Origin of the sequence: Rhodoferax mekongensis, assembly GCF_032191775.1 — a bacterium.
GTDB classification, from domain to species: Bacteria; Pseudomonadota; Gammaproteobacteria; order Burkholderiales; family Burkholderiaceae_C; genus Allorhodoferax; species Allorhodoferax mekongensis.
Map to the genome: position 1 here is coordinate 1,610,627 of NZ_CP132507.1, position 18,052 is coordinate 1,628,678.

The window sequence follows — 18,052 nt, forward strand, 5'->3', positions numbered from 1 at the left end:
GTAATGAATAGGGTTTGGAGCGGCTTCAGGCGGCCGCTTGGGAAAACTGTTGGAGGTTCAGGATGCGTTGGGCGCGCAGGTAGACAGGTTTGTCCACCATCTTTCCCTGCACTTGGAGCGCACCCGTGGGGCCATTGCCTGCGTGAGCTGCATCCCAGGCGGTGATAACTTCCTGCGCCCAATCGACCTCCGCAGGCAGCGGAGCCAAGGCACGGCGTACGCCTGTCAGTTGGGCGGGGTGGATGCACATCTTGGCGCCGAAGCCGAGGCGCAGGGCGTCTTGCATATCGGCGAGGGTGTGCTCGGCCAGTACCGAGGGCGTAACGCCCGCCACCGGTGCGGCAATCCCTGCGGCCCGCGAGGCCAACACCAGCTGAGAGGCTGCCAGCGTGAGCGTAGGGCTGTCCGCTGGGATGTTCAGGTCCACCATCAGATCCAAGGCGCCCAGCGCGAGCCGGGTGACTGATGCGTGGCTGGCGATGGATGGGCAGGCTGCGATACCGGCTGCGGTTTCCACCAAAGCCAGCAACTCTGTGTCCAGATGCATGGCGTTACGGACCGTTTGCAGGTCTGCAGCGCGTTCCGCTTTGGCCAGCATGACGCCGCAGGCGGGCAAGGTGCGCAGAAGGGCCAGGTCGTCAGCAAAGAAGTCGCTGCGCGCGTCGTTGATGCGCACCATCAGTCGCTGCGGTGGCAAGTTGGTGGAGGCGGCGTGCATCCAGGTGTGGATCGCCTGTCGTGCTGCAGCTTTGTCCGCAGGCGCAACCGCATCTTCCAGATCCAGGATGACGCGCTCGGCCTCGCTTGCTGCCGCTTTGGCAAAGCGCTCCGGGCGATTGCCTGGAACGAAGAGGTAGGTGTAGGGGGCTGCCATGCTCATGCAGCACTCAGACTGCACCTTCGGTGCGCAGGGCGTCTATCTGGGCAGTGCTGTAACCCTGTTGCGCGAGGATGGCATCGGTGTGCTGGCCCAGGGCTGGCACCGGGTCCATGCGCGCTGCGCCGTGTTGCCAACTGCCGGGTGGAATCAGGGCGGGGACGGTGCCTTTGGCGGTTTCCACTGTGGTCCAGCGTTGGCGTGCCTCTAGCTGGGGGTGTTCCCACACTTCAGCCATGGTGTTGACCTGGGCATTCGCGATGCCAGCTTCTTCCAAGCGCTGCGCCACATCAGCGGCGGTGAGACTGGAGAACGCTTGCAGAATCATGGCAGACAGTTCTGCGCGCTGGGCACTGCGCTTTGCATTGCTGGAGAAGCGTTCTTCGCTGGCGAGTTGCGGTTGCAGCAGCACCTTGTCGCAGAAGATTTTCCATTCCCGTTCGTTTTGCAGGCCCAGCATGACGGTTTTGCCATCACCGGCAGCAAAGGGCCCGTAGGGGTAAATGGTGGCGTGGCTGGCACCGGTGCGTGCCGGGGGTGCAGCGCCCTCGAACGCGTAGTACAGCGGGTAGTTCATCCACTCGCCCAGTGCTTCGAGCATGGAAATGTCGATGCGCTGCCCCTGGCCGGTTTGCTGGCGGTGCATCAGCGCGGCCAGGATGTTGGTGTAGGCATACATGCCGGCGGCAATGTCGGCAATCGATGGGCCGGCTTTGGACGGCGTGTCGGGGGTGCCGGTGACAGAGACGAAACCGGCTTCGCTCTGGATCAAGAGGTCGTAGGCTTTTTTGTCGCGATAGGGGCCATCGCTGCCGTAGCCGGAGATATCGCAGACGATGATGCCGGGCTTGACCTTGGAGAGCGCTTCATACGACAAGCCCAGCCGTGAGGCAGCGCCGGGCGCCAGGTTCTGCACCACGACATCAGCTTCTTCGATGATGAGGCGCATCAGGATCTTTTGCGCTTCCTCGTGTTTGACGTCCAGGGTCAGGCTCTCTTTGGAGCGGTTGGTCCAGACAAAGTGCGAGGCCAGGCCGCGCACACGCTCGTCATAACCCCGGGCAAAGTCGCCGGTGCCGGGGCGTTCAATCTTGATGACACGGGCTCCCATGTCGGCCAGCTGGCGGGTGGCAAAGGGCGCTGCAATGGCGTGTTCCAGCGTGACAACGGTAATGCCTTTGAGAGGTTGCATAGCGATGAGATAGAGGGATCAGGGTTTCAGGCAAGCGTGGCAGTGGCATCCATGGTCAGAAACCCTTCGTGGTCTCTGCCCCACAGGCGCACCGTCTTGCCGTCTACAGACGGCTCTCCGTGCACGGAGAAGGGGTGAATGTCAAACGTGGGCCGTACGGCCTTGAATTCGAAATGGCTGACCACCGCACCGGGCTTGTTGCTGCGTAACAGGTCCATCAGCAAGGTGGCAATCAGCGGGCCGTGAACGATGAGGCCGGGGTAGCCCTCGACTTCGGTGACGTATTTGCGGTCGTAGTGAATGCGGTGGCCGTTGAATGTCAGCGCGGAGTAGCGGAACAAGAGCACGTCGTCCGGCACGATGCGGCGCTCCCACGCAGAGCTTGCATGGGCCGGTGTGGGTGCGGGCACCACGTCATCCGGCTTGGGGGCATCTCGGTAAACGATGTTGTGGTGCTCGGTGAGGGCCGGTTGACCTTCCCCGTTACGGCTGATTTCGTGGCGCACCTTTACAAAGATCAGGTTGCCGGTGCGTCCGGATTTTTCCTTCACGTCCACGATGGTGGAGGTGCGGCGAAGCGCATCACCTACCAACAAAGGCGCGTGAAAGGTGAAGTCGCTGCCCGCCCACATGCGGCGGGGTAGGGGCACGGGGGGCAAAAAGCTGCCGCGCTTGGCATGGCCGTCGGCGCCGATTTCTGATTGGGCGTACATCGGCAAGAAATACAGCCAGTGCCAGAGGTACGGCAGGGGGGTGCCGGGGGCGGGGCGTTGCCCTGCCAAGGGTGGGGGCCAGTCCAGGGTGGCGGACAGCGCTGCGTAGGGCGTCGCAGTCGCGATGTCGTCCACGGTTTCGCTGCGGCCGATCCAGTCTTGCAAATTCATGCTCCGTGCTCCCCGGCTCAATCGATTTGAATCTTGGCCGCGGTCACCACTGCTTTCCAATGTGCAGCTTCTTTCTTGACGAAGGCTTTGAGCTGGTCTGGAGTGCCTGTTTCGACTTCTGCGCCCTGGTCCTCAATCTTCTTCTCGGTCGCTTTGTCGGTCAGGATGGCGTTCATCTCTTTGTTCAACTTGTCGATGACGGCTTTGGGTGTTTTGGCGGGGGCAAACATCGCGTACCACTGCGACATGTTCACGTTGGCAATGCCTTGCTCAGCCAGCGTTGGCAATTCGGGCATCACGATGGAGCGCTTCTCGCCGGCGATACCCAAGGCGCGCAGCTTGCCGCCCTTGACCTGGGGGTAGGCGGTAAACATGCTGGGAAACATCAGTTGGGTGCTGCCCGCAATGGTGTCCACCACGGCGGGTGCAGAGCCCTTGTAAGGAATGCCCTGAATCTCCAGGCCGGCAGACATGCGGAACAGCTCGCCTGCAATGTGGGGGGCGGTGCCATTGCCCGCACTGGCGTAGTTGAAGGTGTTGGGCTTGGCTTTGATCAGCTGGACCAGCTCTTTGGCATTTTTGGCGGGCACGTTGTTGTTCACCACCAGCACGGTCGGAGAGGCGGCAATCATGCCAATAGCCTCAAAGTCGGTGACCGGGTCGTACTTCAGCTTTTGTAGTGCAGGGTTGATTCCATGTGTGGCGATGTAGCCAAGCATGATGGTGTACCCGTCCGGTGCAGCCTTGGCGACATATTCAGATGCGATGGCCCCGCCCGCACCGGCTCTGTTTTCCACAATCACCGGTTGGCCTAGCTTGGCACTGAGGCCCTGGCCGATGATGCGGGCGATGGCATCATTGGCGCCGCCTGCCGCTGTCGGGACCACGATGGTGATGGCTTTATCAGGCCATGCTTGGGCAAGTGCCTGGGCAAGCGGTGTCAACAGTGCGCCGAGGGCGACTGTCGCGGTGAGCAAATTTTTCATGGGCATAGCCTTGTCTCCAGATCGTTATGGAGCAGATGTTGCGCTTCGCCAGTCGTTTTGTGAATTGCAACTTTTGCTAGTATTGGTGCATGGCGCGCATCAATTTCGACTTGCAGCAACTTCAGGCTTTTGTGGCCGTCGCGGAACGGGGCAGCTTTCGCGCTGCGGCGGACGAGATTCACCTGTCGTCTCCAGCGCTGAGCCGCCGCATCGAGAGGCTGGAGTCCATTCTGGGCGCCAAACTGTTCAACCGCACCACCCGCGATGTGAAGTTGACGCCGCTGGGACGCACTTTTCTGGAGCGCGCCCGTGCTGCACTGGACGATCTGGAAGCCGCCATGCTCGGCATCTCTGACATCGCCGGAAGCCGAATCGGGCGTGTGACTGTGGCCTGCGTGCCCTCAGCAGCGCTGCATTTCCTGCCTTCGGTGGTGAGCTCCTTCAGCGACAAGTTTCCGAAGATCCGCATCCGCTTGATGGATGAGGCGGCCGGCCAAGTCGTGGCCAGTGTGTTGGCGGGCGAGTGCGATTTCGGCATCGCCTTCATGGGCAACCAGGTGCCGGGGGTGGACTTTCTGCCCATTCATGATGATGAGTTTGTCTTGGCCATGCCCCGCGGGCATGCCATGGCCAAGCGCCGCTCTGTCGCGTGGGCTGACTTGACCGATGAAAAGTTGATTGCAGTTGCGCGCAGCAGCGGCAACCGCCAGTTACTGGACGACGCATTGGCCCGCGCCGGCTGCAACCCCTCCTACCGCTTTGAAGTCAGCCACATTGCCACGCTGCTGGGCATGGTGGAGGCAGGTTTGGGCATGGCAGCTGTGCCACGGCTGGCTTTGCCCGCAAACCACCCCACGCTGGTGGGGGTGTCTTTGCGACAGCCCGCGGTCTCGCGACAACTGGGCCTCACCACTTTGCATGGCGCCACCCTGAGTGCGCCATCACAGGTGTTTTACGAGCACCTGCGCACGGCGCTCCAGGCCAAAAAGAAGCTCAAGGCGCGAGCGTAGTTGGCACCGCCACATCCAGCATGCCGGGGTAGTCGCGGCTGAAGTGCAAACCGCGGCTCTCGTGGCGGGCTTGGGCGCTCTTCACAATCAGGTCGGCCACTTGCACCAGGTTGCGCAGTTCCAGCAGGTCGCGGGTGACATGGAAGTGGGCATAAAACTCGGCAATCTCGCCTTGCAGCAGCGCGATGCGGTGTGCCGCGCGCTCCAGCCGTTTGTTGGTGCGCACGATGCCGACGTAGTCCCACATGAAGCGGCGCAGCTCGTCCCAGTTGTGGGAGATGACCACGCTTTCGTCCGCATCGGTCACGCGGCTGTCGTCCCAGGCGGGCAAGAGGCGTGGTGCCTCAGAGCTGCCATTGGCGAGTTCACTTGCTATCAAAGCAGTAGCTGCTCGCGCAAACACCATGCACTCCACCAGCGAATTCGATGCCAGGCGGTTTGCGCCGTGCAAGCCCGTGCAGGCGGTCTCGCCCACGGCATACAGGCCTTGCACATCGGTCCGGGCATCCAGGTCGGTGACCACGCCGCCGCAGGTGTAGTGGGCCGCTGGCACCACGGGGATGGGTTGCTTGGACATGTCGATCCCCAGCTCCAGGCAGCGGGCGTAGATGTTGGGGAAATGCTCTTGGATAAAGCTCAGCGGCTGGTGTGAGATGTCGAGGTAAACGCAGTCGAAGCCGCCTTTCTTCATCTCGAAGTCGATGGCGCGGGCCACCACGTCGCGCGGCGCCAGCTCGGCGCGCGGGTCGTGCTTAGGCATAAAGCGTTCGCCGGTGGGCAGCAGAAGGCGGCCGCCCTCGCCACGCACCGCTTCGGTGATCAAAAAGCTCTTGGCGTGCGGGTGAAACAAGCAGGTGGGGTGGAACTGGATGAATTCCATGTTCTGCACCTGGCAGCCTGCCCGCCAGGCGGCGGCAATGCCGTCGCCAGTGGCGGTGTCGGGGTTGGTGGTGTAGAGGTAAACCTTGCCCGCGCCGCCTGTGGCCAGGATGGTGTGGGGCGCCTGGAAGGTGAGCACTTCGTCGGTGTCGTCATCCAGCGCGTACAGGCCTACGCAGCGGTTGGGGCCAGCCTGGCCCAGCTTGGTGGTGGTGATCAGGTCCACCAGCGTGTGGTGCTCAAACAGCGTCACATTGGCGCTGGCTTTCACCTTCTCGATCAGGGTTTGCTGCACCGCGGCACCGGTGGCATCTGTCACGTGGACGATGCGCCGTGCGCTGTGACCGCCTTCGCGCGTGAGGTGCAGTTGGCCCGCGTGGCCCGCTTCTTCCGAAAACGGCACGCCCAGCTTTTGCAACCAAGCAATCGATTGGGGCGCGTTCTCCACCACGAACTGCGTGGCTTTGAGGTCGCACAGGCCGGCACCGGCAATCAGCGTGTCGTCCACGTGGGCGGCAAAACTGTCGTCCTTGTCCCACACGGCGGCAATGCCGCCTTGGGCCCAGCCGCTGCTGCCTTCGCGCACCGCACGTTTGGTGAGGATAGCCACACGGTGTTGCTGTGAGAGCAACAGCGCCGCACTCAGGCCGGCGAGGCCGCTGCCAACGATGAGCACATCAAAGTGCAGGGGTGCGCTTGTTTTTGTCGTGGATGTCATTTAATAGGGTCGGGAAAAATCAGGGTGTGGCGGGCATCGGGCAGCTTGTGCATCATGCACGGCGAGCTCCAGCGCCTGCGCCAACGTGGGGTTGAGGTTGGCTGGGCCCAGGGCCTCGGTAACCCCGCAGCGCAGCAGGATGTCTTGTGGCTGGAAGGCCAGCCCGCATGCAATCAGGCGCACACCCCGCTTGTGGCAGGTGTGCACCAAGTCCAGCACAGTGTCCGCACCGGATGAGTCTATGTAGAGCACGTTTTTGAAGTCCAGCACCAGAACCCGGGTGGGCAGGTGGTCTTCGAGGTTTTCAATCAGCTTGACCGCGCCGAAGAAGATGGCGCCATGCAATCGATGGGCTGCGACATCGCGTTCAAGGCCCACCAGCGGCGGGTAGTCCTGCGCGCTGAGTTGCTCGCAACGCGAGAGGCTGGAAATGCGGTAGATGAAGGTGAGGCAGGCGGCGACCAGCCCTACTTCTACGGCGACTGTCAGGTCAAACACTACCGTCAGGAAAAACACGGCCAGCAGGGTCGCGCGGTAAGGGAGGCGGTATTGCCGCAGGTGCACAAACTCACGCCATTCGCCCATGTTCCAGGCTACAAACATGAGGATGGCGGCCATGGCAGCGAGCGGAATGTTTTTGGCCAAGGGCGCTGCCACGAGCACCACCAGCATCAGGGTGAGGGCGTGCACCATGCCAGCCACCGGGCTGCTGGCACCACTCTTGATGTTGGTGACCGTACGGGCAATGGTGCCAGTGGCCGGCATGCCCCCGAAGAAGGGAGTGACCAGGTTGGCAATGCCCTGGGCCATCAGCTCCTGGTTGGGGTCGTGCCGGTCGCCGATCATGCCGTCGGCCACCCGGGCACAGAGCAGGGATTCAATGGCGCCCAGCATGGCCAGCGTGGTGGCAGGAATGAACAGAAAGCGCACGGTCTCCCAGCTGAAATCGGGCAAGGCAAAGCCGGGCAATGCAGAGGGCACGCCGCCGAAGCGGCTGCCGATGGTTTCCACGGGCAATCCCGCCAGACCCACTACGAGAGTAGCTCCAATCAGTGCGACCACTGCGCCAGGCACCAGCGCCAACTTGGCAGCCCACGCATTGGCTTTGGCCAGGCGGGTGAGACCGAACTGCCATGCCACGATGACCGCCAGACTGGCCAATGCGAGTGCCGTCGCCTGCAGGTTGATGGTGGAGAGCGAAGCACTCAGCGTGTGCAGGATGCCGAAGAAGCTGCCCGGCATGGGTCCGGTGTTCAGACCCAGAAAGTCTTTGACCTGCGAGAGCGCAATCAGCACTGCAATGCCATTGGTAAAGCCGATGACCACCGCAATCGGGATAAAGCGCACCAGCGTGCCCAGCCGGAAGAAACCGAAGGCGAACAGCATCACGCCAGACATGGCGGTTGCAATGACCAGATTGGCATAGCCATAGCGCTCGACGATCCCGTACACGATGACGATGAATGCACCGGCCGGCCCGCCGATTTGCACCCGGCTGCCACCCAGCGCAGAGATCAAAAAGCCGGCAATGATGGCAGTGAACAAACCTGCCTCGGGCTTGAGCCCGCTGGCGATGGCAAAGGCCATGGCCAAGGGCAGCGCCACTACACCCACCGTGAGGCCCGCGCCAATGTCCCCTGCCAGGCGCTGCCGGTTGTAGCCCTGCAGGGCATCCATCAGGCGCGGGTGGAAAAAGCGGGGTGCAGCCATGGCGGGGTCAGGCGGCAGGGTAAGCGGAAGGGTGCAGGTCCTTCCACAAGGGTTTGATTACCAGTGCCAAAAGCGCCAAGGCCAAGGGCAGGGTGGCGATGTAGCCCACATGCTTGAAGCCCAGTGCCCCGGCCAGCGCCCCCAGTGCAAAGGCGCCAATCAGCTTGCCCTGCAGGCGCAGCTTGTCGCGGTTGGCGCGCACGGGGTGTTCAGAAGGAGCGGGGTTGATGTAGAGCAGCTTGCCCAGTTCAATGCCCATATCGGTGACCAAACCGGTGATGTGGGTGGTGCGAATCTCTGCGCGCGAGATTTTGGTGATGACCGCGTTCTGCAGGCCCATGATGAAGCAGAGCAGCACCACCGTGAGCGGCACAAACAGGTGGGCGGCGACGGCAATGGCACCACCAAACAAGCCGAACACCAACAGCAAAGCTGCCTCCAGCAAAAGTGGCAGGCCATACGCGCTGTGCAAGTGGTGGCGCATGCCCCAGTTCACCAACAGGGCAGTGCACATGGCGCCGGTCACAAAGGCCAGCAGCATGGCCAAGCCGACCAGTGCAGTGCCGGTGTGGCCCAGCACCAAAGCGTCCGCTATGCCCGACACCACGCCGGTCATGTGGGAGGTGTACTGGTTGACCGCCAAAAAACCACCTGCATTGGCAGCCCCAGCCACGGCGGCGAGGGTCACGCCCAAGCGCGTGTTGGCTTGCGGGGTACGTTGCACATCGGTCCAACCACGGATCAGGGGGATCATGCTGTGGGACCGGTGTGTGCTGTGCCTGATGGATAAAGCGACTGTGCTTTAGTGGATGCGCATGCCGGGCTGGGCGCCGGGCCAGGGGTTGAGGATGTAGATGCCGGGGTTGGCGCCCTCATCTGCATGGCTGGCCGCCATGACCATGCCTTCGGACATGCCGAACTTCATCTTGCGCGGCGCCAGATTGGCCACCAGCACGGTGAGCTGGCCCACCAGCTCTTCGGGCTGGTACATGCTGGCGATGCCGCTGAATACATTGCGCGTGGTGGGTTGGCCCTCGGCGTTTTTTTCACCCACATCAAGGGTCAGGCGGAGCAGCTTGGTGGAGCCTTCCACAGCTTCGCAGTTCACGATCTTTGCAATGCGCAGGTCGATTTTGGCGAAGTCGTCAATGCTGATGGTGGGCGCCAAGGCCTCGCCGCCAGGGGCGTTGGGATCAGCCGGCACAGCCGCAGGAGCGGACTTTGCTACTTTTTTAGGAGCTGCTTGCGCAGGTTCCGCGGGCGCTAGAGGCTCTTTGGGTTCAAAAAGTGCGTCCAGCTGCTCGGGGGTCACGCGTTGCATCAGGTGTTGGTAGGGCTGGATGGCTGCTACGTCGTGCTGAACCAAGTGCCACTCTCGCAGGTTGGCACCTGTAAACGTTTCTACAGCATTTGCCAAGTTTGGTAATACAGGTGCCAAGTAGCGTGTCAATACGGTGAAGCAGTTGATAAGCACAGAGCAGACTTGGTGCAGTGCTTGGTTATTCGCCGCATCTTTGGCCAAGTCCCATGGTTTGTTCTGGTCCACATAGGCATTCACCTTGTCGGCCAGTAGCATGATTTCCCGAGTGGCTTTGCTGTAATCGCGGTCTTCATAAAGGCGACCGATGTTGTCAGCTGCTTCGCGCAATTCATTTACAAGCGCAAAGCCTTGCGAGCCGAAGTCGCTCGTGAGCTTGCCGTCAAAGCGCTTGGTGATGAAGCCCGCAGCGCGCGACGCAATGTTCACGTACTTGCCAATCAGGTCGCTGTTCACCCGCGCCATGAAGTCGTCGGCGTTGAAGTCGATGTCTTCGTTGCGTGCCGACAGCTTGGCGGCAAGGTAATAGCGCAGCCACTCGGCGTTCATGCCCAGGCTCAGGTACTTGAGCGGGTCCAGACCGGTGCCGCGGCTTTTGCTCATCTTCTCGCCGTTGTTGACGGTCAAAAAGCCGTGCACAAACACATTGTTGGGTGTCTTGCGGCCGCTGAACTTCAGCATCGCGGGCCAGAACAGCGTGTGGAAGGTGACGATGTCTTTGCCGATGAAGTGGTACTGCTCGGTATCACTTGCTGCCATGTATTCGTCAAAGCTGCGGGTGTCGCCGTGCTTAGCCTTGGGACCGCCTTTGTCGAACCAGTTTTTGAGCGACGCCAGGTAGCCCACAGGCGCGTCCAGCCACACATAGAAGTATTTGCCCGGCGCATCAGGAATCTCGATACCGAAGTAAGGTGCGTCGCGGCTGATGTCCCAGTCGCCCAAGCCTTCGCTCTGGGTGCCGTCCGGGTTGGTGCGTACGGAGAACCACTCTTTGATCTTGTTGGCCACTTCGGGTTGAAGCTTGCCGTCTTGCGTCCAGTTCTCAAGAAACTCCACGCAGCGCGGGTCCGACAACTTGAAGAAGTAGTGCTCGGAGTTCTTGAGCTCAGGCTTTGCGCCGGACAAAGCAGAGTAAGGATTGATCAGGTCCGTGGGCGCGTAGACCGAGCCGCAGACCTCACAGTTGTCGCCGTACTGGTCCTTGGCGTGGCACTTGGGGCACTCGCCTTTGATGTAGCGGTCCGGCAAGAACATGTTCTTCTCGGGATCGAAGAACTGTTCGATGGTGCGCACTTCGATCAGGCTGCCATCGGCGCGGTCACGCAGGTCGCGGTAAATCTGGCGGGCCAGCTCGGTGTTTTCGGGCGAGTGGGTGCTGTGCCAGTTGTCAAAACTGATGTGAAAGCCATCCAGGTACTGCTTGCGCCCGGCGGCGATGTTGGCCACGAATTGCTCGGGCGTCACGCCGGCTTTCTCAGCCGCAATCATGATGGGCGCGCCGTGCGTGTCGTCCGCGCCTACGAAGTTCACCGCGTTGCCCTGCATGCGCTGGAACCGCACCCAGATGTCGGCCTGGATGTACTCCATGATGTGGCCGATATGGAAGTTGCCGTTGGCGTAGGGGAGGGCGGTGGTAACAAAGAGTTGGCGAGGCATGGGGAATCGACTTTCACAGAGGAACCGGTGATTTTAGTCGGGGCGGGGATTGCCGTTGTGTAGGCCAGCTTTGTGGTGGGATCAGTCGGGCTGGGCGTTTTGCTACGTAGGTGCCGGAGCGGGGCGGCTGCCTGTTTTGCTCCGTGTCCCCCGCGCTGCGCGCTCCTCCTTGACCTGCGCAAAACAGGCAGCCGCCCCACTCCTTAAGTGCTGTGACTTGCAAATATACATAGTTCACCTCGCCTCGCCTTACTTCGCAGCAGCAGGTTGGGGGTGCGTGCCGCAGCGAGGTCAAGGAGGAGCCCGCTGGAGCGGGCGGGGGACACGAGCGGAGGTACGTACCCCCAGCCTGCTGTGAGTCCAGCAAAGACTAAGCGCTAGAAAGGAAGCTCAGTCCTTAAACACAGGCGCCCGCTTCTGCATGTTCGCCGTCATCGCCTCGGTCAGGTCCTGGCTCATCAGCATGGCGGCGTTCCAGGTGGCGATGTAGTTCAGGCTGTCGGCCACGCTGTGGTCGCGGGCGTAGGTGATCATTTCTTTGGTGCCGCGGATCGACAGAGGCGACTTGGCGGCGATAGTGGCTGCAATCTCCTGCACTCCGGCATACAGCGCCTCGCGGCTTTCAAACACGCGGTTCACCAGGCCGATGCTCTTGGCTTCTTCGGCTTCCATCTTTCGGCCGGTGTAAGCCAGCTCGCGGGTGATGCCATCGCCCACTAGCTTCGGTAAACGCTGCAAGGCGCCCACGTCGGCGGTCATGCCGATGTCGATCTCTTTGATGGTAAAGAACGCATCGGCGCTGGCGTAGCGCATGTCCGCGCAGGTGACCAAGTCGATGCCACCCCCGATGCAGCCACCATGGATGGCAGCCAGCACCGGCTTGCGGCAACGCTCCAGGCTGGTCAGCGTGTCTTGCATGTCCAGAATCATGCGGCGCAGGCTCTCGCGCATGCGGCCGTCGCAGTCGTTGGCGATCTGCGGGCCGATGCCCATCATCATTTGCAGGTCGATGCCCGCGCAGAACAACTTGCCTTCGCCTTGCAGCACCGCCACACGCGCCTCTGGCGTGCGGTCCACCCACTCAAAGGCTTGCCGGATCTCTTGCCACATGGTGGCGTTCATGGCGTTGGCTTTGTCGGGGCGGTTCAGGCGGATGGTGGCAATGTGCGCGTCCAGCGTGACCTTCAGGGTTTCAAACTCCATGTGTGTCTCCTTTTATGTGCCAAATAGACCGCTAGCGCAGGTGGAATCTGCGCGAGCAGCTATTATTTTTATAGTGTTGATGAATCCAGCCTTCAGGTCTTGGCCGGTTTCATCATGGCCATGTAGGGCGCCAGGCGCTTGCCCATCTCGTCGCCCAGCGCTTGCAGGCCGCTCATGGGGCGCACCATCACCTCAAAGTCGGTGATCTTGCCCTCGGCGTCGAACTGCACCATGTCGATGCCCTTGAGTTCTTTGCCATTGACTTTGGCGCTGAACTCCAGCACCAGGCTCAGGCCGTCGGCGCTGGCCAGTTCGCGGTGGTACTTGAAGTCTTCAAACACCTGCACCACGTTGGTCAAGATGACTTGCACGGCTTGCGCGCTGGGGTAGGGCGTGTGCGCCATGGGCGAGCGGAACACGGCCTTGCGGTGCAGGATGGTGGGCAGCTCGGCGAGGTTGTTCTCGGCAATCATCTGGTGCCACAGCTTGAGGCTGGCGGCCACCGGTGCCGGCAGGGTCTGCGCCAGCGTGGGTGCGGCGCCTGCTTCAGCCACTTGCGCGGGCACAGCGCCAAAGGCCAGGGCCAGCTCGGTGCCCTGCTTGATGGCGCGCTTGGCATCCAGCTCGGCAGCCACATCGGCGCCGCCAATCAGGTGCACATTCACGCCTGCGGCTTGCAGCTCAGCCTGAAGTGCGCGCTGCGGGTCCTGGCCCGCGCAGACCACCACGTTGTCCACCGGCAGCACCATGTCCTTGTCGCCCACGGTGATGTGCAGGCCGGCATCGTCCACCTTGCGGTAGGTCACGCCGTTGATCATTTCCACTTCGCGGTTCTTGAGCGAGGTGCGGTGAATCCAGCCTGTGGTCTTGCCCAGGCCGTCGCCCACTTTGCTGGTCTTACGCTGCAGCAGGTAGACCTTGCGCGGTGTCTTCTCAATGTGCGCTGGCTTCAAGCCACCAGCGCTGGCATAAGTGGTGTCTACGCCCCACTCAGCGAAGAATTTGGCTTGGTCCAGGCTGGGGCTGGTGCCTTCGTGCAGCAAGAACTCGGCGGTATCGAAGCCGATGCCGCCTGCGCCAATCAGTGCCACAGTTTTGCCGACGGGCTTTTTGTCGCGCAGCACGTCCAGGTAGCCCAGCACTTTGGGGTGCTGGATGCCTTCAATCTCCGGCATGCGCGGTGTTACGCCGGTGGCCAGCACCACGTGCTTGAAGCCGGCGGCTGTCAGGTCTTGTGCGCTGACTTTTTGATTCAGCTGCAGCTTCACGCCGGTCAGCTCAATCTGCTTGCCGAAGTAACGCAGGGTTTCGTAGAACTCTTCTTTGCCGGGCACTTGCTTGGCCACGTTGAACTGGCCACCGATTTCGCTGGCTGCATCAAACAGCGTCACCTCAAAGCCGCGCTTGGCCGCTTCGGTCGAAAAGGCCAAACCTGCAGGGCCTGCGCCCACCACGGCAATGCGTTCTTTGCTGGGGGCGGGGCTATCCACCATCAGGGTTTCGTGGCAGGCGCGCGGGTTCACCAGGCAGCTGGTGATCTTGCCGCCAAAGGTGTGGTCCAGGCAGGCCTGGTTGCAGCCGATGCAGGTGTTGATCTGGTCGGCTTTGCCCTCGGCCGCCTTTTGCACAAACAGCGGGTCAGCCAGGAAGGGGCGGGCCATGCTCACCATATCGGCCTGGCCGCCGCTGAGAATTTGCTCGGCCACTTCAGGCGTGTTGATGCGGTTGGTGGCAATCAGCGGAATCTTCACCTTGCCTTTGAGCTGCTCGGTGACCCAGGCAAACGCGGCGCGTGGCACTTTGGTGGCGATGGTGGGAATGCGGGCTTCGTGCCAGCCAATGCCGGTGTTCAGGATGGTGACGCCAGCGGCTTCCAAAGCCTGGGCGAGCTGCACCACTTCTTCTTTGGTTGAGCCGCCTTCCACCAAGTCCAGCATGGAGAGGCGGAAGATGATGATGAAGTTGGCGCCCACCCGTGCGCGCGTCTTGCGCACGATTTCCAGCGGGAAGCGGATGCGGTTTTCATAGCTGCCACCCCACTCGTCGTCGCGCTGGTTGGTTTGCTTGGCAATGAATTCGTTGATCAGGTAGCCCTCAGAACCCATGATCTCCACGCCGTCGTAGCCCGCGCTTTGGGCCAGGGCCGCAGCGTTGGCGTAATCCTCGATGGTCTGGCTCACTTCTTCAGTGGTCAGCGCATGGGGGCGAAAGGGGCTGATGGGCGCCTTCAGGGCGCTGGGTGCCACCAGCTCAGGGTGGTATGCATAGCGGCCAAAGTGCAGGATCTGCATGCAAATCTTGCCGCCCGCGGCATGTACGGCGTCGGTTACTACCTTGTGCTTGTCGGCTTCCTTTTGCGTGGTCATGGCCGCGCCGCCGGGCATGGGGCGGGCGCGGTCGTTGGGCGCAATGCCGCCGGTCACGATCAGGCCTACACCGCCCTTGGCGCGCTCTGCGTAAAAGGCGGCCATGCGGGTAAAGCCGTCTTTGGCTTCTTCCAGGCCCACGTGCATGGAGCCCATGAGCACCCGGTTTTTCAGGATGGTAAAGCCCAAATCCAGAGGGGCGAGCATGTGGGGGTAGGTGAGCGTAGCAGTCATGGGTGTCTCCTGTTATGTGTTCGGGTGGCCGGCCGTTACCAAGGCACGCGCGGCTATGCAACCAGTTGCAGTGTAGAAGTCTAGCCAGATTTATGCAACTGGTTGCATAGTTAGAGTGCTGCCCTTAGACTCGCTCGCATGTCGCTTGCCCACGCCGTGCTCACTTCGCTGATTGAAAAACCGTCCTCAGGGTACGAGCTGGCGCGGCGGTTTGACAAGTCCATTGGCTACTTCTGGCACGCCACGCACCAGCAGATTTACCGCGAACTGGCCCGCATGGAAGAGAAGGGTTGGATCGTCTCTGACAGCGCGCCCGACGCCGGTGCCACTCGCAAGCGGGAGTACAAGGTGCTGCCGGACGGCCGGGCCGAACTGGTGCGGTGGACCAGCGAGCCTGCTGCGCCCATGGATTTGCGGGACGAGTTCACCGTCAAAATCCGCGCGGATGCCGCATTGAATGAAGTGGACTTGAGTGATGAATTGCGCGCCCGCATTGCCCAGCACACCGAACGGCTGGCGCATTACCGCGCCATCGAAGCCCGGGACTTTGCCCGAAAAGAGGCCATGCCACGCGCCAAGCGGCTGCAGCATCTGATCCTGAAGAAAGGCATCATGTTTGAAGAAGGCAGCATTGCCTGGGCGCAGGAGGCGTTGGCGGTGCTGCAAGAGGATTAAACAGCCGCCTTTGCGTAACGCTGCCGGTAAGAAGGTCTTCAACCGCTCCACTGGCGCAGAATCACGGGCATGCTTATCGTTTTCAGTGGCCTGCCGGGGACCGGTAAAACTACCATTTCCCAACTATTAGCGCGAAGGTGCAGCGCTACCTATTTGCGCATGGACTCGATCGAGCAGGCGATGAAATCTTCGATGGCGGAGCACGGGGAGGTGGGCATCGGGGGCTATCTCGTGGCCTACCAAATTGCCAAGGCCAATCTCATGCTGGGGTCTACCGTGGTGGTGGACGCCGTGAACCCTGTGCAAGTGGTGCGCCAAACCTGGCGTGCGGTGGCAGAGGGCGCAGGTTCCCGCATTACCGAGGTGGAGGTGGTGTGCTCGGACCCGCGTGAACACCGCAGGCGCGTGGAGTCGCGTGTGGCGGATATTCCGGGGCACAGTCTGCCAACCTGGAGTGCTGTTCAACAGCTCGCCTTTGAGCCATGGTCCGGTGAGCGGCTCGTGATTGATTCCGCAATCTGGAGCGCGGCGGACGCAGCGGCGAAGGTTTTCGAAGCGTTGGGGAATCAGTCGATTTCAGCAGCGAAAAGAGCTGCTAGCGCTTATAAATAAAGCGCAAGCAGCTCCTGAATTGATAGCGATTGCCGGGGCTTAACTACGCAGCCAGCTTGGCAATGCCATTGGCCGCTTCGGCCAATGCTTCCGCCTTCTTTGCGTCGCCCATGGCCACACCTTCAGCGCGCACAAAGCGTACATCGGTGATGCCCAAAAAGCCGAACACGGTTTGCAGGTAGCTCTCTTGGTGTTCAGCAGCACGGCCCCAGTCGTTGGTGGAGTAGACGCCGCCGCGGGTGGAGGCCACGATCACGGTTTTGCCACCGGCCAGACCTTGGGGGCCGGTTTCGGTGTACTTGAAGGTGCGGCCGACTTGGGCGATGCGGTCCACCCAGGCCTTGAGCTGGCTGGGGATGCTGAAGTTGTACAGCGGGGCACCCACCACGATCACATCGGCGGCCAGGAACTGGGTCACCAGCGCCTCAGAGATGACGTTTTCACGCTTCTGCACATCCGATAGTTCGGCACCAGCGGGAGCGCGGAAGCTAAGGGAGTCGGCAGACAGGTGGCTGGGCGTGTCCACGGCCAGGTCCAGGTATTCCACGGTGGTGCCGGGGTGTTTGCTGACCCACTGGGTCACGGTGTCTTTGGTCAGTTGGCGGGAGACAGAGTTAGCGCTCAGGATGCTGGAGTCGATGTGCAAGAGTTTCATGACAGGTCCTTTGATGGGGTTGGTTCGATGGAACTAGTGTCATTGAAAGCTTAATGTTTGATAAGTCAGCATATTTGCGTTAGATTGTCCTGAAAATGGGACGATAAAGGGCGCAAATGCAAGATACCAATGACATGCTGTACTTTGCCGAGGTGGTGGAGCGGGGCGGCTTTGCCGCTGCCGGGCGGCATTTGGGCATTCCCAAATCCAAGCTCTCGCGCCGCGTGGCCGAGCTGGAAACTCGGCTGGGTGTGCGCCTGCTGCAGCGCACCACGCGCAAGCTTTCAGTCACCGAGGTGGGCGAGGTGTATTTGCGCCACTGCATTGCCATGCGCGATGCAGCCGAGGCGGCCGCCGAGGCAGTGGAGCAGGTGCAGACCGAGCCACGCGGCACGATTCGGATTGCCTGCCCGGTGACGCTGGCCCAAAGCACGGTGGGGCCCATCATGGCGCTGTTTTTGGCGCGCCACCCGCTGGTGAAGGTGGACATGCGGATCAGCAACCGCGTGGTGGACTTGGTGGAAGAGGGTGTGGATGTAGCGCTGCGTGTGCGTCCCTCGCTGGACGACAGCGGCAGCCTGGTGGTGAAGAAGTTGGGCGAGTCCAACACGGTGCTGGTGGCCAGCCCGCTGCAGTTGGCGCGGCAGGGGCAGCCTGTTTCGATTGATGACCTGGCGCGCATGGACACGATTTCCATGTCCGCGGTAGACGGCCGTGCCAGCTTGGTCTTACAAGGTCGGGCTGGCGCCACACACACCCTGGTGCACCAGCCGCGTTATGTGGCTGATGATCTGTTAACGCTCAAGTTTGCCGCCCTGCAGGGTACGGGCATGTGTTTTTTGCCTGACTACATGTGCCAGCGTGAGATAGAACAAGGTCGGCTGGTGCATGTTTTGCCGGGCTGGGCACCGCCTCGCGGCATATTCCATGCGGTGTACCCCTCACGGCGCGGCATGGTGCCGGCGGTACGGCGGTTTTTGGACTTTCTGGGCGAACACACCAGTAACGAAGGCATGCCCGTGCTGCCGGAGGGCTGCCCGTCTATCGGCTGAGACCGTTTTAAATCAGTGCAAGCGC

Annotated in this window: 14 protein-coding genes and 1 pseudogene; 4 read left to right on the forward strand and 11 right to left on the reverse strand. The window is 61.5% G+C overall.

Going from position 1 to position 18,052, the window contains the following annotated elements:
* Positions 1-25: 25 nt before the first annotated feature.
* The 4 genes from RAN89_RS07895 to RAN89_RS07910 are packed head-to-tail and all read right to left on the reverse strand — an operon-like array spanning position 26 to position 3,945.
* On the reverse strand, positions 26-880 hold the full coding sequence (locus tag RAN89_RS07895) for an HpcH/HpaI aldolase/citrate lyase family protein (RefSeq protein ID WP_313869045.1): 855 nt from the start codon (positions 878-880) through the stop codon (positions 26-28).
* Between the two features lie 7 nt (positions 881-887).
* The gene (locus RAN89_RS07900; protein WP_313869046.1) at positions 888-2,069 is read right to left on the reverse strand and encodes a CaiB/BaiF CoA transferase family protein; all 1,182 of its coding nucleotides are present in this window, start codon (positions 2,067-2,069) and stop codon (positions 888-890) included.
* Between the two features lie 26 nt (positions 2,070-2,095).
* Complete coding sequence (locus RAN89_RS07905; protein WP_313869047.1) at positions 2,096-2,953, reverse strand: HTD2 family dehydratase; 858 nt, start codon at positions 2,951-2,953, stop codon at positions 2,096-2,098.
* Between the two features lie 17 nt (positions 2,954-2,970).
* Positions 2,971-3,945 carry a Bug family tripartite tricarboxylate transporter substrate binding protein gene (locus RAN89_RS07910; RefSeq protein ID WP_313869048.1) on the reverse strand — a complete coding sequence of 325 codons (975 nt, stop codon included), beginning with the start codon at positions 3,943-3,945 and terminating at the stop codon, positions 2,971-2,973.
* Between the two features lie 83 nt (positions 3,946-4,028).
* Here RAN89_RS07910 and RAN89_RS07915 point away from each other — a divergent pair, with 83 nt between their 5' ends.
* Positions 4,029-4,949 carry a LysR family transcriptional regulator gene (locus RAN89_RS07915; RefSeq protein WP_313869049.1) on the forward strand — a complete coding sequence of 307 codons (921 nt, stop codon included), beginning with the start codon at positions 4,029-4,031 and terminating at the stop codon, positions 4,947-4,949.
* Here the strand turns inward: RAN89_RS07915 and nadB are convergent.
* The 6 genes and pseudogenes from nadB to RAN89_RS07945 all read right to left on the reverse strand — a co-directional run.
* Positions 4,933-6,546, reverse strand: a complete 1,614-nt coding sequence (gene nadB, locus RAN89_RS07920) for an L-aspartate oxidase (protein ID WP_313869050.1) — start codon at positions 6,544-6,546, stop codon at positions 4,933-4,935. The genes RAN89_RS07915 and nadB overlap by 17 nt on opposite strands.
* On the reverse strand, positions 6,547-8,256 hold the full coding sequence (locus RAN89_RS07925; RefSeq protein ID WP_313869051.1) for a SulP family inorganic anion transporter: 1,710 nt from the start codon (positions 8,254-8,256) through the stop codon (positions 6,547-6,549).
* Positions 8,257-8,263: 7 nt separating this feature from the next.
* A complete protein-coding gene (locus RAN89_RS07930) occupies positions 8,264-9,010 on the reverse strand; it encodes a YoaK family protein (protein ID WP_313869052.1) in 747 nt (248 codons plus the stop codon).
* Between the two features lie 48 nt (positions 9,011-9,058).
* Complete coding sequence (metG, locus tag RAN89_RS07935; protein ID WP_313869053.1) at positions 9,059-11,230, reverse strand: methionine--tRNA ligase; 2,172 nt, start codon at positions 11,228-11,230, stop codon at positions 9,059-9,061.
* A gap of 390 nt (positions 11,231-11,620) precedes the next feature.
* Complete coding sequence (locus RAN89_RS07940) at positions 11,621-12,433, reverse strand: crotonase/enoyl-CoA hydratase family protein (protein ID WP_313869054.1); 813 nt, start codon at positions 12,431-12,433, stop codon at positions 11,621-11,623.
* A 581-nt stretch (positions 12,434-13,014) separates the two neighbouring features.
* Positions 13,015-15,033: pseudogene (locus RAN89_RS07945) on the reverse strand (oxidoreductase); the annotation flags it as partial.
* Between the two features lie 138 nt (positions 15,034-15,171).
* On the opposite strand from RAN89_RS07945, the gene RAN89_RS07950 reads away from it, so the two are divergent.
* Both RAN89_RS07950 and RAN89_RS07955 read left to right on the forward strand, forming a co-directional pair.
* Positions 15,172-15,708, forward strand: coding sequence for a PadR family transcriptional regulator (locus RAN89_RS07950; RefSeq protein ID WP_313869055.1), 537 nt, complete (start codon positions 15,172-15,174; stop codon positions 15,706-15,708).
* Between the two features lie 69 nt (positions 15,709-15,777).
* Positions 15,778-16,320: a P-loop nucleotide/nucleoside kinase family protein gene (locus RAN89_RS07955; protein ID WP_313869056.1), complete on the forward strand. Its 543-nt coding sequence runs from the start codon at positions 15,778-15,780 to the stop codon at positions 16,318-16,320.
* Positions 16,321-16,363: 43 nt separating this feature from the next.
* On the opposite strand, the gene RAN89_RS07960 is transcribed toward RAN89_RS07955, so the two are convergent.
* Entirely contained in the window at positions 16,364-16,975 is a 612-nt protein-coding gene (locus RAN89_RS07960) for an FMN-dependent NADH-azoreductase (RefSeq protein ID WP_313869057.1), read from the reverse strand.
* Between the two features lie 116 nt (positions 16,976-17,091).
* On the opposite strand from RAN89_RS07960, the gene RAN89_RS07965 reads away from it, so the two are divergent.
* The gene (locus RAN89_RS07965) at positions 17,092-18,027 is read left to right on the forward strand and encodes a LysR family transcriptional regulator (protein ID WP_313869058.1); all 936 of its coding nucleotides are present in this window, start codon (positions 17,092-17,094) and stop codon (positions 18,025-18,027) included.
* The last annotated feature ends 25 nt before the right edge of the window (positions 18,028-18,052 follow it).

Excerpts from the sequence above, each read along its gene's own strand:
- RAN89_RS07895 (WP_313869045.1), bottom strand. The coding sequence starts at position 880 with ATGAGCATGGCAGCCCCCTACACCTACCTCTTCGTTCCAGGCAATCGC.
- RAN89_RS07900 (WP_313869046.1), bottom strand. The coding sequence starts at position 2,069 with ATGCAACCTCTCAAAGGCATTACCGTTGTCACGCTGGAACACGCCATT.
- RAN89_RS07905 (WP_313869047.1), bottom strand. The coding sequence starts at position 2,953 with ATGAATTTGCAAGACTGGATCGGCCGCAGCGAAACCGTGGACGACATC.
- RAN89_RS07910 (WP_313869048.1), bottom strand. The coding sequence starts at position 3,945 with ATGCCCATGAAAAATTTGCTCACCGCGACAGTCGCCCTCGGCGCACTG.
- RAN89_RS07915 (WP_313869049.1), top strand. The coding sequence starts at position 4,029 with ATGGCGCGCATCAATTTCGACTTGCAGCAACTTCAGGCTTTTGTGGCC.
- nadB (WP_313869050.1), bottom strand. The coding sequence starts at position 6,546 with ATGACATCCACGACAAAAACAAGCGCACCCCTGCACTTTGATGTGCTC.
- RAN89_RS07925 (WP_313869051.1), bottom strand. The coding sequence starts at position 8,256 with ATGGCTGCACCCCGCTTTTTCCACCCGCGCCTGATGGATGCCCTGCAG.
- RAN89_RS07930 (WP_313869052.1), bottom strand. The coding sequence starts at position 9,010 with ATGATCCCCCTGATCCGTGGTTGGACCGATGTGCAACGTACCCCGCAA.
- metG (WP_313869053.1), bottom strand. The coding sequence starts at position 11,230 with ATGCCTCGCCAACTCTTTGTTACCACCGCCCTCCCCTACGCCAACGGC.
- RAN89_RS07940 (WP_313869054.1), bottom strand. The coding sequence starts at position 12,433 with ATGGAGTTTGAAACCCTGAAGGTCACGCTGGACGCGCACATTGCCACC.
- RAN89_RS07950 (WP_313869055.1), top strand. The coding sequence starts at position 15,172 with ATGTCGCTTGCCCACGCCGTGCTCACTTCGCTGATTGAAAAACCGTCC.
- RAN89_RS07955 (WP_313869056.1), top strand. The coding sequence starts at position 15,778 with ATGCTTATCGTTTTCAGTGGCCTGCCGGGGACCGGTAAAACTACCATT.
- RAN89_RS07960 (WP_313869057.1), bottom strand. The coding sequence starts at position 16,975 with ATGAAACTCTTGCACATCGACTCCAGCATCCTGAGCGCTAACTCTGTC.
- RAN89_RS07965 (WP_313869058.1), top strand. The coding sequence starts at position 17,092 with ATGCAAGATACCAATGACATGCTGTACTTTGCCGAGGTGGTGGAGCGG.